This window comes from Streptomyces sp. NPDC048278 (assembly GCF_040652195.1).
GTDB lineage: Bacteria > Actinomycetota > Actinomycetes > Streptomycetales > Streptomycetaceae > Streptomyces.
This window is the reverse complement of record NZ_JBEZLP010000005.1, coordinates 363,162-379,060: the sequence shown is the minus strand read 5'-3', so window position 1 is coordinate 379,060 and position 15,899 is coordinate 363,162. Positions and strand designations below refer to the sequence as shown.

General features: G+C 61.5%; 8 protein-coding genes. 3 read left to right on the top strand and 5 right to left on the bottom strand.

Translation table 11 applies throughout. The annotated features are described in order from the left end of the window. Nucleotides 1-276: 276 nt before the first annotated feature. From AB0D74_RS12430 to AB0D74_RS12420, 3 genes are all read left to right on the top strand, one after another. Entirely contained in the window at nucleotides 277-660 is a 384-nt protein-coding gene (locus tag AB0D74_RS12430; protein ID WP_362583942.1) for a hypothetical protein, read from the top strand. 88 nt (nucleotides 661-748) lie between these two features. Next, entirely contained in the window at nucleotides 749-2,206 is a 1,458-nt protein-coding gene (locus AB0D74_RS12425) for an ATP-binding protein (RefSeq protein WP_362583938.1), read from the top strand. Continuing rightward, nucleotides 2,203-4,179 carry a Druantia anti-phage system protein DruA gene (locus tag AB0D74_RS12420; RefSeq protein ID WP_362583935.1) on the top strand — a complete coding sequence of 659 codons (1,977 nt, stop codon included), beginning with the start codon at nucleotides 2,203-2,205 and terminating at the stop codon, nucleotides 4,177-4,179. The genes AB0D74_RS12425 and AB0D74_RS12420 overlap by 4 nt, the downstream gene beginning before the upstream one ends. A gap of 153 nt (nucleotides 4,180-4,332) precedes the next feature. On the opposite strand, the gene AB0D74_RS12415 is transcribed toward AB0D74_RS12420, so the two are convergent. The 5 genes from AB0D74_RS12415 to AB0D74_RS12395 all read right to left on the bottom strand — a co-directional run bounded on the left by AB0D74_RS12415 (nucleotide 4,333) and on the right by AB0D74_RS12395 (nucleotide 15,776). Next, nucleotides 4,333-5,526: a hypothetical protein gene (locus AB0D74_RS12415; protein WP_362583932.1), complete on the bottom strand. Its 1,194-nt coding sequence runs from the start codon at nucleotides 5,524-5,526 to the stop codon at nucleotides 4,333-4,335. Next, nucleotides 5,523-6,089: a DUF4365 domain-containing protein gene (locus tag AB0D74_RS12410; protein WP_362583929.1), complete on the bottom strand. Its 567-nt coding sequence runs from the start codon at nucleotides 6,087-6,089 to the stop codon at nucleotides 5,523-5,525. The genes AB0D74_RS12415 and AB0D74_RS12410 overlap by 4 nt, the downstream gene beginning before the upstream one ends. 143 nt (nucleotides 6,090-6,232) lie before the next feature. After that, nucleotides 6,233-11,800 carry a DEAD/DEAH box helicase gene (locus AB0D74_RS12405; RefSeq protein WP_362583925.1) on the bottom strand — a complete coding sequence of 1,856 codons (5,568 nt, stop codon included), beginning with the start codon at nucleotides 11,798-11,800 and terminating at the stop codon, nucleotides 6,233-6,235. Beyond that, the gene (locus tag AB0D74_RS12400; RefSeq protein ID WP_362583922.1) at nucleotides 11,797-12,888 is read right to left on the bottom strand and encodes a hypothetical protein; all 1,092 of its coding nucleotides are present in this window, start codon (nucleotides 12,886-12,888) and stop codon (nucleotides 11,797-11,799) included. The genes AB0D74_RS12405 and AB0D74_RS12400 overlap by 4 nt, the downstream gene beginning before the upstream one ends. Continuing rightward, entirely contained in the window at nucleotides 12,885-15,776 is a 2,892-nt protein-coding gene (locus AB0D74_RS12395; protein ID WP_362583919.1) for a hypothetical protein, read from the bottom strand. The genes AB0D74_RS12400 and AB0D74_RS12395 overlap by 4 nt, the downstream gene beginning before the upstream one ends. Nucleotides 15,777-15,899 lie beyond the last annotated feature (123 nt).

The window sequence follows — 15,899 nt, the reverse complement described above, 5'->3', positions numbered from 1 at the left end:
CACGGGGTCTTCTCCCCGGACGAGGCGGCGCCGTACTAGGAAACCGGCGCGGCTTGCGCTCCAGGGAGCAGCGGCGGCGGGTCGCGGCGCGAGCCCTTGGCTCGGCTACCGGAACGCTCTTGTGGTCCTCTGGGACGGGGGAATCCTGTCACCCCAGGACAGGTAACCTGGCATACCGGATGCCTCACCCCAGACAGACTGGAAGGCAGCGGATACTCGCGACAGCATCTGACTGGCCTGGCGTACACGTCCTGTTTCTTCCGCCATGATGCTCTCATGGCCACCATCCAGTCAGCAGCCGAGATCGCACCGCTCCTGGAGCGGCTCAAGGGGAAGAAGATCACCACGTTCCAGGTGCTCGGCATCAACTCGCTCAAGTCCGTTTCACCGCTTCCAGAGGCGCTCGTAGGGGAGGCGGTGACAGAGGTGGACGTCGTTGAGCGCATCATCAACATGCACACGGTCGGCCACCGCATCTCGATCGATCTGCAACGTACGGGCCGGGTCGTAATGCTCGAATCTGCTGAGCCCTACCAGAGTCTTGCTGGGGTCAGCCGTCCTACTGTCCGTCTCCTCATGGCTGACGGATCGGGCATGGACTTGACTGAACCGGCCAAGACGAAGCGGATCACGGTCACGATCGTGACCAGGTCTGAGTGACCTTGCCGCACCGAGTGACCTGCTTTCCAGGCGGCCTCGATGCAGCTACTCTCGATGCAGGAATCTGAGCAAGTCATCGGGAGAAGCGATGGGCCGGCAGACGCAACGCAAGGACGACCTCCTGGTCTCCTCCAACTTCATCCGCGCAGTCCGGGAGTCGGGCTACGTCAGCCTCTCGACCGCCCTCGCAGAACTCATCGACAACTCGCTTCAGGCAGCAGCGACGGAGGTCGCGGTCACGATCACGAGAGCCAAACCGGGCGGCCTTCCAGAGATCCGCGTGGAGGACAACGGGGAGGGGATGTCGCGCTCTCGACTAGAGGGATGCCTCCGCTTCGGCGGCTCGTCACGCTTCGATGAAAGGCAGTCGTTCGGCCGGTTCGGTATGGGGTTGCCCGCCGCGTCCCTCAGCCAGGCGCGGCGAGTGGAGGTGACCTCGTGGCAGAACGGTCAGGCAGCCAACCGGGTCTGCCTGGACGTCGACGCCATCACCGCCGGGCTCCCAGTTGATCTTCGGGCTCGCCGTCAGCCTGGCGATACCACGGGGTCAGGTTGCTTGGTGACCTGGCAGCACTGTGACCGCATCGAGTACCAACGCCTCGCCTGGCTCGAGCGCGCGCTTCGGCGGGACCTTGGACGCATCTACCGCCGCTTCCTCAGTAACGGGGACCTCGCGTTGACTATCAATGGGAAGCGGGTGGATCCAGTCGATCCCATGCTGCTGACCGCGAAGACTGAGGGGCACAGCGCACGCCTGGCGTTCGAGCCGCTCCGATACGAACTGGCAGCGTCGTCGGGCAAGACGGCCTTCGTTACGATTCGGTTCGCGATGCTGCCAGTGCAGCACTGGCAGCATCTGGACAACGTGACCAAGCGGCGTGTCGGCATTGTCGGGGGAGCCGGAGTCTCTATCCTTCGCGCCGGTCGCGAGATCGCGAGCGGCTGGTACCTCATGGGAGCGAAGCGTAAAGAGAACTACGACGACTGGTGGCGCTGCGAGATCGAGTTCGATCCCATCCTCGACGAGCACTTCGGTATCACCATCAATAAGCAGGGAATCCGACCTTCCCAGGTACTCCAGGAGGCCCTCGGGTCGGAGCTGGAGGCGATCGCTCGGCTTTTGAACTCGCGAGTCCGCCAAGCTTTTGAGGAGGCCAAGTTTCAAGCGGCCACGGAGACGTCGTGCCGCATAGCGGAGGCTGCTGACGTCGATCTGCCTGTCATCAGAACGGCGGGTAAGGGCTCGGGCGCCCTGAGCTACCGGATTGGATCCGAGCAACTTTCTATCGATAGGATGTTCGCCTCCACTCTGAAGCGGCGCACGCTCGATGTCACGCTGAACGTTGACCACCCTGCCTTCGCAGCGTTGTACCGACCCCTCCAGACGTTGGGTGATGAGGCGGCAGGAGAGCTCCGCACCGCTCTCGAACTGTTCCTCCTGTCCTTCGCCCGCACCACAACACTTCTGAGCCGCGACGGTCACAATTGCGACGATCTCCTGCGTATGTGGAGCAGGACCTACGGACGGATGCTCCAAAAGTCATGAAAGACGAGGCCAAGTTTGTTCCTCTCAGTCTTCCGACCGACGCCTCCCGTCGGGAACGGCATGGGTTCGGCCGGCTCTGCACCCTGCTGGCGAGCGCCACGGTCGCAGCCGAAGCTGTGGGTGACCACGATCGGTGGATGAAGGCAGCCGAGATCAAGAACCTGTACGACCAGCCTCTACTTGCTGCAGCCGCCCACGTCGCCATCGACCTTGTGGATCAAGGCTGGACGGTTCGAGTGGACAGTTCGAAGGCCGTCTTCACTCCCCCTTCGGCGCACGGCGACCGCGATGTGGAGAAGGCCCGGATCCGGCGTCAGGAGCATCTCCGTCGTGACGAACAGCTCAGAAAGAGCAGCGTTCGACGATTCGTCGAGGGGATGGAACGCACGCACCAACACGGTGACCGGTTGGTCTCTGTCTTCAACCTGATGCGCGACGGCCGAGAGCTGGCGGACGCGCTTCAGCGCGCCGACGCGTCTGTAGACGTCGTTAAGCCCTACGTTCAGATTGTCGACTCATCGACTTGTGAACTAACTGGATTCAAGCTTCACGACATCTGGCGTTACTTCCGCCACACATGGTCCAACGCCTACGCAACCGTGCCCGGCCGCTCGATGCCGATCTTGGTCCGGGATGCAGGTACAGAATTCCACGCCGTGATCGGGCTGGCGGCCATCTCCAGCCCCGTTGTCCAGATTGCCGAGCGCGATCATTGGATGGGCTGGGAGACTGATCAGTTTCTTGAGCAGGTGCAAGCTGAGCCCACTGCTGACATTGCTGAGTGGCTAGCTCAGCGGATCGAGGGTCAGCAGAGCGAGATCTACGTCGACGATCTCCTTCGTGATGGGATTCTCCAACCGACCGACCTGGCCGCGCCCACGGCCGAGGTCATCGCTCGGCTGCGGGCCGATGCCGATCGGCATCGGCAGAGGCACCACCAGGCAACCACGATCCGTGCGGTCCGCAACATCGACCGCGAAGCGTGGGTAGAGCGCGCCACAACTGATCTGTTTCGGAGCAAGCGTTCCTCGGCTCTTGCAGAAACCCTGGAGGTCGCCAGCCTGCTCGGAGGGTATCTCTCTCCGCCCACGATCGAGGGACTGGCCAAGGCCTTTTCGGATCCGAAAGCCCGTTCGCAGATGCGCCGAGTGGTGCGTCGCGCACGTGGAGAACGGGTCGGTACTGTGATCGCCGACCTCACTGTCTGTGGCGCCGTGGCGCCCTACAGTGCGCTAGCGGCGGGAAAACTGGTGGGAGCGCTTGCCGTCTCGCCCCAGGTGCTGTCCGCTTACCGCGAGAAGTATGCACGCGCAAGTGAAATTGCGTCAGCGATGGCCGGCCGCCCGATTCTGCGTGAGCCCCGACTCTCCTTCGTCGGAACTACGTCGCTCTACGGCACCGGTTCAAGTCAATACAACCGACTATTCTGGCCTGCTGACGTCATGGGGGGCGACAGCGACCTCCGTATGGGCTTTTACGAGCTTGGACGATCACGGTCCTTCGGAACCTCCCACTTCTCCGATGAGACCGTCGACGCCCTCGTTCGAGTCTCGGCGTTGCGCGGGTCTTCCGTCCGGATCAACAGCCTCTTCGGCGAAGGTGTCAGCCCCCGGCTGCGTAAGGTCCGAGTGGGACTGGCCGCACTTGGCTGGCCCGCCAACGAGCTTCTTAAGCACGGACGCGAGCGCATCCTCTACGGCGTCCCTCTGGTCGAGAACCTGCGGGACTACTCGCTCGGTATCGATCGCGAGCCGCAATACCTGCTGAATCCCGAGCTGGCCGAAGCGGGCGCCAAGGTCTCCGCGTGGTGGCTTGAGCGCTGGTGCCGACAGAGGGCTGCACAAGGCCATGTTCTTGAGTCCATGCGGTCGCATCGGTTGGTCCGTCCAGTCGAGCACGGTGCCCGCGTGCCGTTGCCCGTGGGAGAGGGAATGCCGGCCCCCGGAGAGGAAATGTTCCCCATCTCCAGTTAAGAAACCGTCGTCACTTGCCCCCAGAACGTTGTGCCAGCCGGCGCGCTGCCTGGGAGGCCTTCCGCCGCGATGGTTCCGCGGGCTGCAGTACTCCGGGCTCCGGGGTATTGCAGCCCGCCGGGGACTGACTCTCATGCTTGCAGCGCTCCGGCTTCAAGCCTCGCCCAAGTCGGGTGTTGACGATCCTGAAAGATGCTGCAGGAAGCTCGAATCGACTTCGATATGGCCTGTCAGACGCCATGCGCGACGTTCGTATGAGAGGTCTCCGGTCACCGTGAAGGGCAGTTGGCGCCTATAAGCCATTATTGCCCAGCCATGATTCTCTCCGGTTAGTGGGACCTGCACTCGCAGAGTCTTACCACTTACCTCCGCCGCGACGGTGATGAGTGCTGATTCATCGTCGTTGGGTGTTGCATCGTCTCGCGTGAGTGATTTAACGAGTCCAACCAACGTCTCCCGCCGTACGGGCTCTTCCCTTCGTACGAGCCGTTCCCGGACTCGTGGGAGCTCATCAATCACATCGCGGTCCAGCACAATGGTTGCAAGCCCTACGTCCGGCTTAGGTTCAGCCGCTGCCCACTGAAAAGACAAGTCCAGCGAACGAAGATGTTCGGGCTGTGCCATATCTTCGAGTGATTCGACCAGCCCTGCACTTAGCCCTAGACTGCTTGGAATTTCGAAGGCTTCCTGATCCCAGGATTCCGTCAGGCGCTTTGTGGTCTCGAGCCCTCTAGCCAGGGTTTCCATGACCCGCCGGGGAAAGGCAATTGTTGGGCGCTCGGGGTCGTCGACAGCCGGATGGCTAGGGTCCCCCAGGCGTGTTACGACAGTGAACACAAAACTGCCACGCTTAGTGTGGCCGAGCCGTACATCTTCATCCAGGAATTCTCCCACTGTCGCTGGCCTGCGGCCCTTGTGCGAGTGATGGGGGTCAGCAGTGGTGGTCGCTGCTGCCTTCATCATCTTGTAAATGGCCTGCAGTGTCTTTTCGGCTTGCTGGAATGGAATCGTGCCATCAATCATGCCTTGGTCGAGACGAACGAAAAAGAGGTCCGCACGTGTAGCGATGACGCGTTCCAGTAGCTGGCTTGCATCCCAGTCATGAATGTGTCCGAGCGACTCGAGAGCATCCACGAAGCGCGGCATGAAATCTGCAAAGTCCGTAGCGAGCGGGATCATGATGCGTGGCGCGGTGGACAAGTGGCCCGAGCCGTAGCGCCAGACCTGACGAACTTCTGGCTGCTGATGTTCCAGTTCCCAGTCGTGAGAAGCCAGGAACTGGGAGACGGCGAGAGGGGTCAACGTGGATGCAATATCACGGTAACTGTCGAGTGTAGATCGGCTCACCTTGAACCCTCCTCTGCGTCCCCGATCGTTTTCATTATGCCCAAAAGTTGTTCGCCCGTGAACAGGTTTCGACGTGGCAAATGTACGGTGCGGTATTCCTTGATCGGCCCGTCGTATCTCAAGTTATCTGCAGACTCCCAGAACATGCGGCTACGCGTGAACAAGCCAAACTCGTCGGCCCCGAGCCATGGCTCGGGTTCGCGCGGGATGAGGAGTACGCCGAGGTAGGCGGGGATATAGCGCTTTCTACGCGTCAATTTCCGAAACGGCTTTGCCTTCATTTGCCAGGTCATGCTGTCATCTTTGAGTAGACTTTCTTGATAAGTGCACTTAAGTTGAAGCTCGAATTGTGGACCGTAGTAACCGCGGTACTCCGTTGAGGAAACGATTGTGATGTCGACGCCCTCATAGTCGGTCTCGTGAGGCTTTATTGAGCATCCAGCGGCGTAAGCGATCATTCGCGTAAATGACACGCTGAAATGTTCTTGCAGTGCCGTGATAGGCACTTGCCCCTCTGCAAGGTCATCTTCACCCATGGCCTCTTCGAGGTCATCGGCTGGCATATGTGTCTCTCCTAGCGTCACTGGCAGTGGTCAAAGCATTTTCCGTTCGCAGACCTGGTCACGCCAAAGGCCGGTTATGGGTGGTGGCGACAGAACCGCCACCGGCGCTGCGGCGCCGGTGGCGAGCCAGATCCTGATTTTGCTCAGGCCAGTGTTTGCAATACCTGCTGGCTGGCAAATGGGAGATTGTGAGAGATCACCATGTCGTCGATCAGATGGACCATCACGTCCCCGGACTGCTGCGCGGCACGCAACTCGGCGGTTGGCGCCAACCCAGGGCTTAGCGGGCCGTGTACGCCCAAGATCCATCGCTGGTCACCCTGCCTTGCCAAGATAGGTGCGGTGACCGTTCCAACTCCCGCAACGTCGATCTTGTCCCTTCGAGTGAAGGAAATGTCGTGAAGCCCACGGCTGTTGAGGTCCTCGTAGAGCTTGTCGGCCGATCGTTCGAGTCGATCCTCGTCCAGACTCGGCGGGGTTCCGTGGATCAGGTAGCGCAGCAGGCTGGCACCCACGTGCCGGTCGAGGAGGCTGTGCTCGAACCGGTTACGGAAGCTGCGTAGACAGCGGTAGCAGGACTCGTCGCAGTTCGCTGGGCATTCTTCGAGACGCTTCAGCGTCCGTTCAAGGATTTCCATTCCGTAGTCGTTTACCCGTCGAGCGAAGCCAGCTCCACCGGCGAGCGTGTCGTACACGTAGATCTCGGCCTCAAGGCCTTCTTTACCGAGGGGAGTCAGCGCAGGACGGTACTCTGCCTGTAGTTCCGTCGCCTCAATATCGAGCTTTTGGGTCGCGGCGATCGTCAGCGCCTCAGCAAGCGTACGGAGCGCGATGTGCGTCGACAGCAGAGCTGGCCTCAATGTGATCGGCGAGGCCACCTTCAAGCGAACCAGAAGTACATCCGAAATGAAGTCAGTCCCAAGTACCAGGCCCCGTGTTGAGGCCGTGCCGGGACAGTCCGGGGCCTTTTCATCGGGGTAAGGCTTCTTATGCGTACCGACGACCACCCCAGTCGCCGTCGCAGTCGGCTCAATTAGTCCGCAGCGCGTGCAGTAGGTGTATCCCTCGTTGCGTGGGCCGGTGTTGGTGACGAGCAGGGTTTCGCGGTGGTAGGTCTGTGCCAAGCGATCGGTGACACGCTGCCAGGCAGTCTCCTCGGTCGGCCCGGGCGCCATGAGTTTGGCGCGTGTGGCGTAACTGCGGGCCGGCGCGTCGTCTGGGCTTGTGCCCGGCGCTTTATCGGCCGGGTGCGCAAAGCCTGGCGGTCGCATCCAGTTCTTGGCCTTGCCAAATTTTTCCTCGGCGCCGCAGGCTGGACAGTCGCGTTCTTTCCCACGCTCTGCCGGGTCGTGAGGGAAATGCTTGGCGTAGTGGCATACCTGGCACTCGAAGTACAGCAGTTTGTCCCGCCAGGCCTGGAAGCGTTCCTCTTGGACCGGTGCGTAGATGGCACCGGAGGTCCACTCCTTGTTATCAACCCACACCACTTTGCCAGGTGCGTACTGGCTGAGGGCCACTGGGAGTCCCTGACTGGGCGCATAGTGGAACTCGGCCTTGAACGGTGTTGACCGATCGAGATCGAAGACGTAGAAGGACACGACATCCGTCGGAAACGCATAGCGCGGCAGCACCCCCTTGTACAGCAGCCGATCAAGCAGGTTCGTCTGACTCCGCCGAGCACTCGGCTCCTCGGCGCTATCTTCGGCGGGGCCCTCTGCCTCCACGTCATCGGGCTCCGGCGCCGCATCGCCCTCGGAGGGAGCTGGCAGGCCCCCGTCGAGGTCGAGGTCAAGTGCCTTGTCGATCTCGCGGAGTGTGTTCGTGACGACACCGCTTAGAACGGCGCTGCGGTCCGTCTCGCTCAGTTCATCGGGAAGCCACGATGCAATCTCCTCACGTAGCTTATCTTCCTCGGACCTCAGCCACTCTTCCAAATCGGTCCGATTCAGAGGAGATACTGTCCCGACGAAGTCCTCGATTTTACCAAGGACTTCGAAGAGCTGCGGCTGCTCGTCAGGCTCGATTGCTGGCAGTCGATCCTGGTGATAGCGCTGCAACAGGTAAGCGATGACGTGGCGCCGTGCGATTTCGTCATTGTTCAACGTCAGGACTGGGTCGTCGACTGCGCCGCGGATCATGAGCTCTGGTTGACGGAAGTAGTGGTCGTCGTGTGTGTCGGCGCTTCCGAAGGCCAGTACAGTGGCGACAGCGTTGCCCCGACGCCCCGCCCGTCCTGCGCGCTGCTGGTAGTTGGCCCGCGATGGTGGCATATTGCGCAGCGCGACGCCGGTCAGGCTGCCGATGTCGATGCCTACTTCCATGGTGGTCGTGCAGGACAGAACGTCGACGGCGGCGCGTGACTGCTCTCCTTGGCGGGTCAAGCCGAGGTCGACATCCTGGAACAGCAACTCGTGTTCTTCCGCTTTGGAGAATACAGCGTCGGACTGGGCGGCATTGAGCTGCGCCGTGTGCTCGGCGGCGATAATGCTCAATGGGGGCTCGGGCGGTTCACTCAAAGCCCGGGCCGCACTGGCGCGGTAGTAGCCTTTCCGGGCTTGGAAGACCGGATCAGTGTCGGGATTTAGAGTGCGAACCCGATCGTGCCCGCAGTTGACGCACCGAGTTGTTCCGGGAAACGGTCGCTGCGTGAAGCGGCAGCGCTCGCAGTATCCCCACATTCCGCCGAGTTCCAGGGCAACGTGCTGGGCCAACAACCGAAACTTGCCGGCCACTGGTTCGCAGAAATTCGTGAGCAACGTCTGCAGCCAGTCGTCCGCGAACTTTTTCTTCGCAGCCTTTGAATCGAGCCAACGCTCGACCGCTTGGAACTTACCTGTGTGCTGTTTGACACCGCCCTTTGTCCTCCACCAGTCGCCTTCAGTCATCGACGGGAACCAGATTCCTCGGGTCGGGGTGTTCCATTGCGCCAGCCACAACCGTACAAGGGCAAGTTTGGTGTCGGCGGTGCTTGCGACGCCATCGATGTCCGGTAGTTCCGTCAACAACGTATCGGTGAGGTTCGCCCGCTCACGGAGGGATGCCAAGCCCAAGGACGACAGCCCGTAGTACTTGTCCGTTAGCGTCGCGTACATCGCCCTCAGCAGCGACTGCGGCGGATTGGCGGTGGTGAGCAGTGGCACCAACTCAGCGGGATTACCCGAGAGTGCACCTTTGTCGATTGCCTTCGCGACCGTGTCCACGACATGGAGCGTCTCCATGGGACGTAGTTCCGGGCGCAGCCGCACCGACAGCACTCGCGCTCCGACCATGACGGCCACGTACAGACGCTCCAAGCTGAGCGACGGCGCCAGGAACGGTTGATTCGCCAGTTCCTGCCACCCGCGCAAGATCAGGGGCCGAATGACGTCGCGCATCGAGTAACTCTGAAGGTTGGGTGCCAGCCGTGCGGCAACCTGCCGCGAGTCGGAGAACGCCAGCACCTTGCGACCGCGCAGCGGCGCAAAGTCGGTGTACGGCTGGGCACCCGGTGGTTGGACTTCGAGCTGACGTGTCACCAAGGCTTGGAAGGGCTGGTCACCCTTCGTCTGGTGATCCTGTACCGACGAACGGCCGAACCCGGCGAGTTGCCCGCAGACACCGCAAGGCTTGAACTCTCCGTTCGCCTCCGCCTCACCATCACCGCCGTCGTCGTCACCCCTGACGGCTTCTCCCCTTCGAAGCCGAGGAATGAAGACACTGCGGACGCGGGCGCCAAGTTCTTCCGGATTGAGCCGGCCGGTAACGAGATCGATGTCGGCAGGTTCGACATCGCCATCAGAGGGGTCCTCAAGCAGTACATCGAGTGCCTGGAGTTCGGGGATGGAACCCGATGCGGACTCGAACGATCCCCCCGGCTCATGCCATAGGTACGTTGGCTCGCTTACGTCGTCGGTATAGGTCCGTGCGTAGGCGGAGCCACAGTGCCTGCAGGTGTACAACTCGAAGACTCGTGCACCACATCCGCAAGTTGCCCGCGGTTGGTCGTAAAGCTTGCCAACCGGCCCCGGCTCTGGGTGTGCTTCCCGGTCAACCTCCGGGCAGTCGGGGTCGAGACATGCCCACAGCCCAGGCAGCCCACGAAAGAACGCATGCACGCGACATGGCAGCAGACCTGCGTCATCCGCCGACCGTCGCGCCGCGCTACCGAGTGCCACCAGGGAAGAAACTGCCCTATCAGCAAGCTCCGTCTCAACGGTCGGGAAAATGAGCGAGCCCAACTCATTTACCGGTTGTGCCCGCTGCATCGTCTCGTTGACGAGCAGGTTCATTGGGCCGAATCCGCTGAGAGCATCGTGCAGCAGTTCGCCGACCGTGGCGCCCTCTTTCACGGCAACCTTCCGGTAGTCCAGAAGCGCCTGAACGGCGGCGATGCGGGCCTCGTCTCCCTCGCCCTCGTAGAAATCGTGCATCGGTACGGCTGCGAGAGCTTGGGCGTCCTGGAGGCTCCCAGGACCAGCGAGTCCCCGTAGGGCGAGACGACCTTCTACGGTCTTGAAGTGGCCCTCGGACTTGCCGCTCAACTGTGCAGCGAACTGACGCGCGTACACAGGGCTCGCGAAGCTCGCACTCGTACAGATCACCTGTAGCCGCTCGGGAGTAATCCCAAGCCTGGCGCGAAGCCGGCGCAACAGGAGGGCAACCTCGGCGCCGGCCGCGCCGCGGTAGAGATGGGCCTCATCGACGACCAGGAGGAACTTCTCGTCGGGGTTGTTCGCCAACCAGGCCCGCGTCGCATCGAACACGGGTCGCTCGAGTGGGCGCATCAACATGTACTCAAGCATTGAGTAGTTCGTAATCAAGACATCCGGAGGTGTGCCCAGCACCTCATGGCGCGTCAGGAGTTCGGGGTCGTTGGGCTGAAGGACGGCACGGACGAACGCGCCATCCTTGTTCTTCCAACGGGAGCCACTTGCGCCGTACCAGGACTTCAGATCTGGCTTTGCTGGCCACTTGCCGCGCGATCGCAGTTTGTTGATGAGGCCTGCTGCCTCGCGGTGCCCCTGCGACGAAGGGTCGTCTGCCCGGTTGATGAGGTGAACGTAGAAGTCCTCGATGGACCGAAGCCGGGCCTGGTCCTTCTCGACCTTCCGTACACCGGGGTACAGGGTTCGGCTGGTGTAACGGGCGAAGCGTGCTGGTCGGCCAGCCCAGTCGCTGAACTGGGCCGTGACGCGCGGATCGCCAAGCAGGAGGCGAAGACGACCCAACTGGTCATTCACCAGCGCGTTCATCGGGTAGAGAATCAAGGAACGCACAGCTGGAGCTGCGAACGACTCAGGCTTGTTGGCCGCCTCCGCTGCAAGCTTCGCCAGCATTGGCAGGAGAAACGACTCCGTCTTTCCTGAGCCAGTGCCGGTAGTGACAGCAAGGCTAAGGCCGTCCCGGGTCGTCCACTCAAGTGCATCAGCTTGGTGGGTGTAGGGCGGGTCGTACAACAGTGGCTTCAGGCCACCCTCGGGTGTTGTCAACCTGGCGAAGAGCGCTTGTGCAGATGCGGCGAGTTCGAGATCACCAAAACTTCGGTCCGTCTGATACCGGGGAGTGCTCTCGATGAAGGGCGCTCGGAACAGTACGCCCTCCTGTTCGAGCAGCACACGACGCTGATCGATCACCGTGGGATGCCCCACGTGGTAGGTCGCCTCGATGTAGTCCCGAAGTGCCGCCTGAATCTTGGTGACCGTCTCCGCGATCGTTGGCGCTTCCACTGTCACGCCACCCCTCCCTCTTCTCTGACGTGCATCCACAGCATGTCAGTGACGAACGCCGACATCTTGCCAATCACCGAGATCGGTACGCGGTACGAGACCAATGCGCCTCTCGCCCGGGAGACAGGGGTGCCCACGAGTTCGAGGTAGCGCTGAGTCCAGCCGGGCACAGGTCCGAACAGGTCCATCGTTCGGCTCCCGGGTGCCCCTGTAGCGGGCCGGACTTGCATCACCTGCGGGTTTCCAATCACGGCATCGAGGGCTGCCTGGAAGCGCCACGCTTCGTCGCAGGCTGGCGCATCAGAGGAATCAACTGGCAGATCCACAAGCGCGCGAGGCACACCATGCTCGATCCGAACAAGGCACCACAGGTCTGCACCGTAGGCCTGGGGCCGGCGAGCAACGAAGTCGCCGGAGTCGCTGTCCGCAGGTGATCTCCAGCGGCCGCGGTAGTAGTGAACTGACGTCCCAGGATCGATGATTGTCAGACCGCTGACATCGCCAGATTCTGCGGCCTGGTCCAGACGCTGACGCATCGCAACGACGACAGCGGCTGCGGGATCCGCGCTCGGGTGTTTGAGCCAGTGTTCACGTCGGATCTCATGTAGGCCCGCAGCACGCATGTGGACAGGACCCACCTCCGGGTCCAGTTCTATGGACCGCGTGTGGCCCTCGTACAGCACCTCCGCGCCCATTGACTCATCCACGAGCGGGGCGGCGTTGGGGCGTACCCCCAGCAAGAGGTACTGCCCGGGAGCCTTCACCACATACGAGGGAGGAGCCAGGTAGAGCAGGCGACTGCCCCGATCCTGCTGGCGAGGGAGTTCGACCAGGTCACCTAGCGACACCAAGAGATCCAACTGCTCCGCGATCTGGCTGCGAGTAACCAGGGAGGAATCATCGAGCGGTTTAATGGCCTCAAGGACGGCTTCCACGAGCCGACGCGGCGTCGCCGGACACAGGAACGAAGCCGCGCGGCGCAGCGAGGCGCATATGGCTTCCGTCGAGAACAGGTCGGTAGCTGTCTCATCCAGCCCCAGAGCTCGGAGCGCATGTTCAGCGGCATCGCGACCGCTGACCGGAGTTATGTTCACCAGCTACCTCCGACACCCGACTGGTTCGACGCCTCTCGTAGGTCTTCAATCCCGAGCACAGCGAATCGAGCTGCACGAACGAGTACGGGAGAACGCTGCACGCACTCCAAGAGCCGGTCCCGTTCGATTTCGTCCCAACTTGCGAGAGAGCCAGGTCTGGTCACAAGGGGAAGCAAGAAATCTGCGGCGGTGTGCGGATCATCGATGCCACTGGCTGCAGCGATGATACGGATCGCACTGGCGAACCCCTCGCTCAACGCTCCCGGTGAGTCCGCCCATTGCCAGAGGTGGCTGGCAATCTGCTGAGCCGTAGCGCGCTGCTTCGGAGCCTGACCCACAAGTTCCTGCATTTCGTCGAGCACATCCAGTGGCTTGCGAGTGCTGGCAGGAACGCGCTTGCGCTCCAAATGAGCCCACCTGCTTCCGGCGGCGAGGGACACAAGGGCAGTCGTGATCTCGTTGAGAACCTGTTCTCGCTGATGATGAGCGAACGGATCTGCTGGCACGTGGGCGTCAAGCCAGCGGCGGTGGCCAAAGATGAGTTGCTGCATCTCAGAGAGTGAATTCTCTGTGAACTGGATGACCGGGCGGTTGCCTGGTCTCTGGCGCAGCCGGTTTGGCTCGGGTGGCAAGACGATGGCCGCGGTCACATTGCCAGATGCTGCCTGTAGCAGTCCTCCACTCGGTGGAACGGAAATTAGGCGACGTGAATCGCGGCTCTCCCCGGTCAAGGGATCCTCCACCGGATAATAGAGTACCTGCGTGCCATCTCCGTCCGACCGATCGATCAGACGTGCCTCGTGCTTGCCATTGCGCTGTTTGGTTAGCACCCAGCGGAGCGGATGGAAGCCACGTTCGCAGACCAGGGACGCGAAACCCACTCCGCTCCGGGACACTGTAACTTCGCATGACTCCGCCTCCTCGTAGGCGGCGAGCAGTTTTCTCTTTTGCAGTTCCTGGCCCGCCAACCTTTCCCATGCGCTATCGCTGAAAGGAATCGAGATCGTGTGATGTGCCTGCGCCAGTGCATTGCCAGCGTCGTCTCGCAGTACGATCACCAGTTCCGCTTTCGTATTTGGCGGACCGTCGATCGAGAGGCTCGCCTGACCATTCCAAAGCTCAGTCAGTTTCGGACGTGCCGGCGTGGCAAACAGCCGGATCCCTGAGCCCTCCGTGGTTTCATCCAGGTTCGTGTGCGGGTCGCGGATCGTGATCGCCAATGTGCCACTTGCGATAGTCGCATCGTTGTCCGTAGTCAATAGCGCAATGTCGATCTCGTGAGTTCCCACTGCGAGGTCCTCAAGAGCAAAGATCAATTCCGGCTTTGCGGCAGGCCAATCGAGCACAATAGGGAGCCCGCCATCGACGGTTACTGCGCACATCTCCGTTACCCGACTGGATCGCACGGCGAGTAGCGCCGGCTCTCCAGCTAGCCACTCGACAGCACCATCTCCGTCCCAGGCCCCGGGAACGAGCCCGACGGGCCGCACCGATACATCCGTCACCACCGATAGATTGGCCGCTACGAGCTGGGATATTTCCGCTTCGTCGATAACTTGCGGTACCTTCACCTCGAAGGCATGCACTCCCTCGGCCAGAACTGTCGCACTAGTAGCGTATGGCAGCGAGGGCGGTTGGCTGTCGAGTCGTCCGACCAAGCAATATTCGTGACCCGGTCGCACAACCTTGCTCTTTATCTCAACGGCCAGTCCACCCGGTTGCTTCCGGAACACCCACCACGGTCCTTGCGTGATTGAGCAACGCTCGGCGATGAGGCTGTTCACGACAGAAGAGCCCCGCTCTAGTTGGATGATGGGGATTTCGAGCCGAGGCCACGTGGATAGGGCCACTTCACCCGGATAAAGAAGTTTCCCGCGGGGAAGCGGTTGGCGGCGGCCCTCCACCTTCGGGCGGAGATTCCGAAGTTCCTGACCAACTTGATTCTGCAACACCTGTAGTGACGTAAGATCAGGTAGCTTCAAATATGGACGCCAACCGCCGTCTGTCAGCCGCAGGAGAAGCTTCGGGTTAGTGACAGCCGTGAGTGGCTGCACACGTTCCACGGGTCGCATGCCCGAATTCTTGGGGAGAAATCCGCTGGAACGGACCAGATTGGCCGAGTGCTTGGCTCGGTTCAGCCAGGTTCGTGACTGACGTTCATTGGTCAGGTCGTCAACCAGGCGGGTGAGTGTCGATCGCACTAGATATGGGGAGTCCTCGTCGTCGCCTGAGAGCATTGCTGCTGCCACCTGACCGAGAAGACTCTGGTTGCTGCAGAAGATCTGGAAACGCTCGCTGTATCCGCCCGTACGCGAAGCCAGGCAAGCCCCCAGGGCGTGGGGATTGCTGAGTAGCTCCGCGGTCAATACTGCACGCGATTCAAACAAAAGCTGCGCCAACTGCCGTTGGAGATCAGCCGGTATGACGGCGTGTGTGATTGGCCAAGCGATGATGTTGAAGTTGGCCGCAAAGCCTCCCTTCGGTTCAGCCCCGCCGTAGTCGGCTGCGAATCGCTCGAACCACCGCTTTATGCGTTGGCGGTTGGTGGTCACGCTCCAACCTGGCCCACTTTCCCATCCCGGTGTCTTCTGGGCGAGGAGTGGCCAATACTCATCTCCAGCATATTCATAGCCGATCTCAGCTGCGTAAACCACAAAGGGCAACCACCAGGTGCGGGAGCGAGTATCGAGTCCCTGCCCGACAGCCCCACGCACAGCGGCTCGAAGCAACTCGAAGTCGCTAGTGCTGAGGTTGTGCTCCAGCGCAAATACGGGAGCCGCCGGCCGGAGGGCCTGGCGATGTTCGTGAAGCGTTCGGAAGTGGTCATGCAGCCGCTTGTGCAGGTACTTGAGGACCTCTACCGAACCGTCACGCGCCATCCCCTCCATGGGCTGGTGCCACCTCTCTTGGGTCTCGCATCGCCGTAGAGACAGTGTCCGACAGAGCACCGACACCTGGGGCAGCGTCGTGCAAGATCGGTCACGTCCATGGACATGGTGTACCGCGGACTA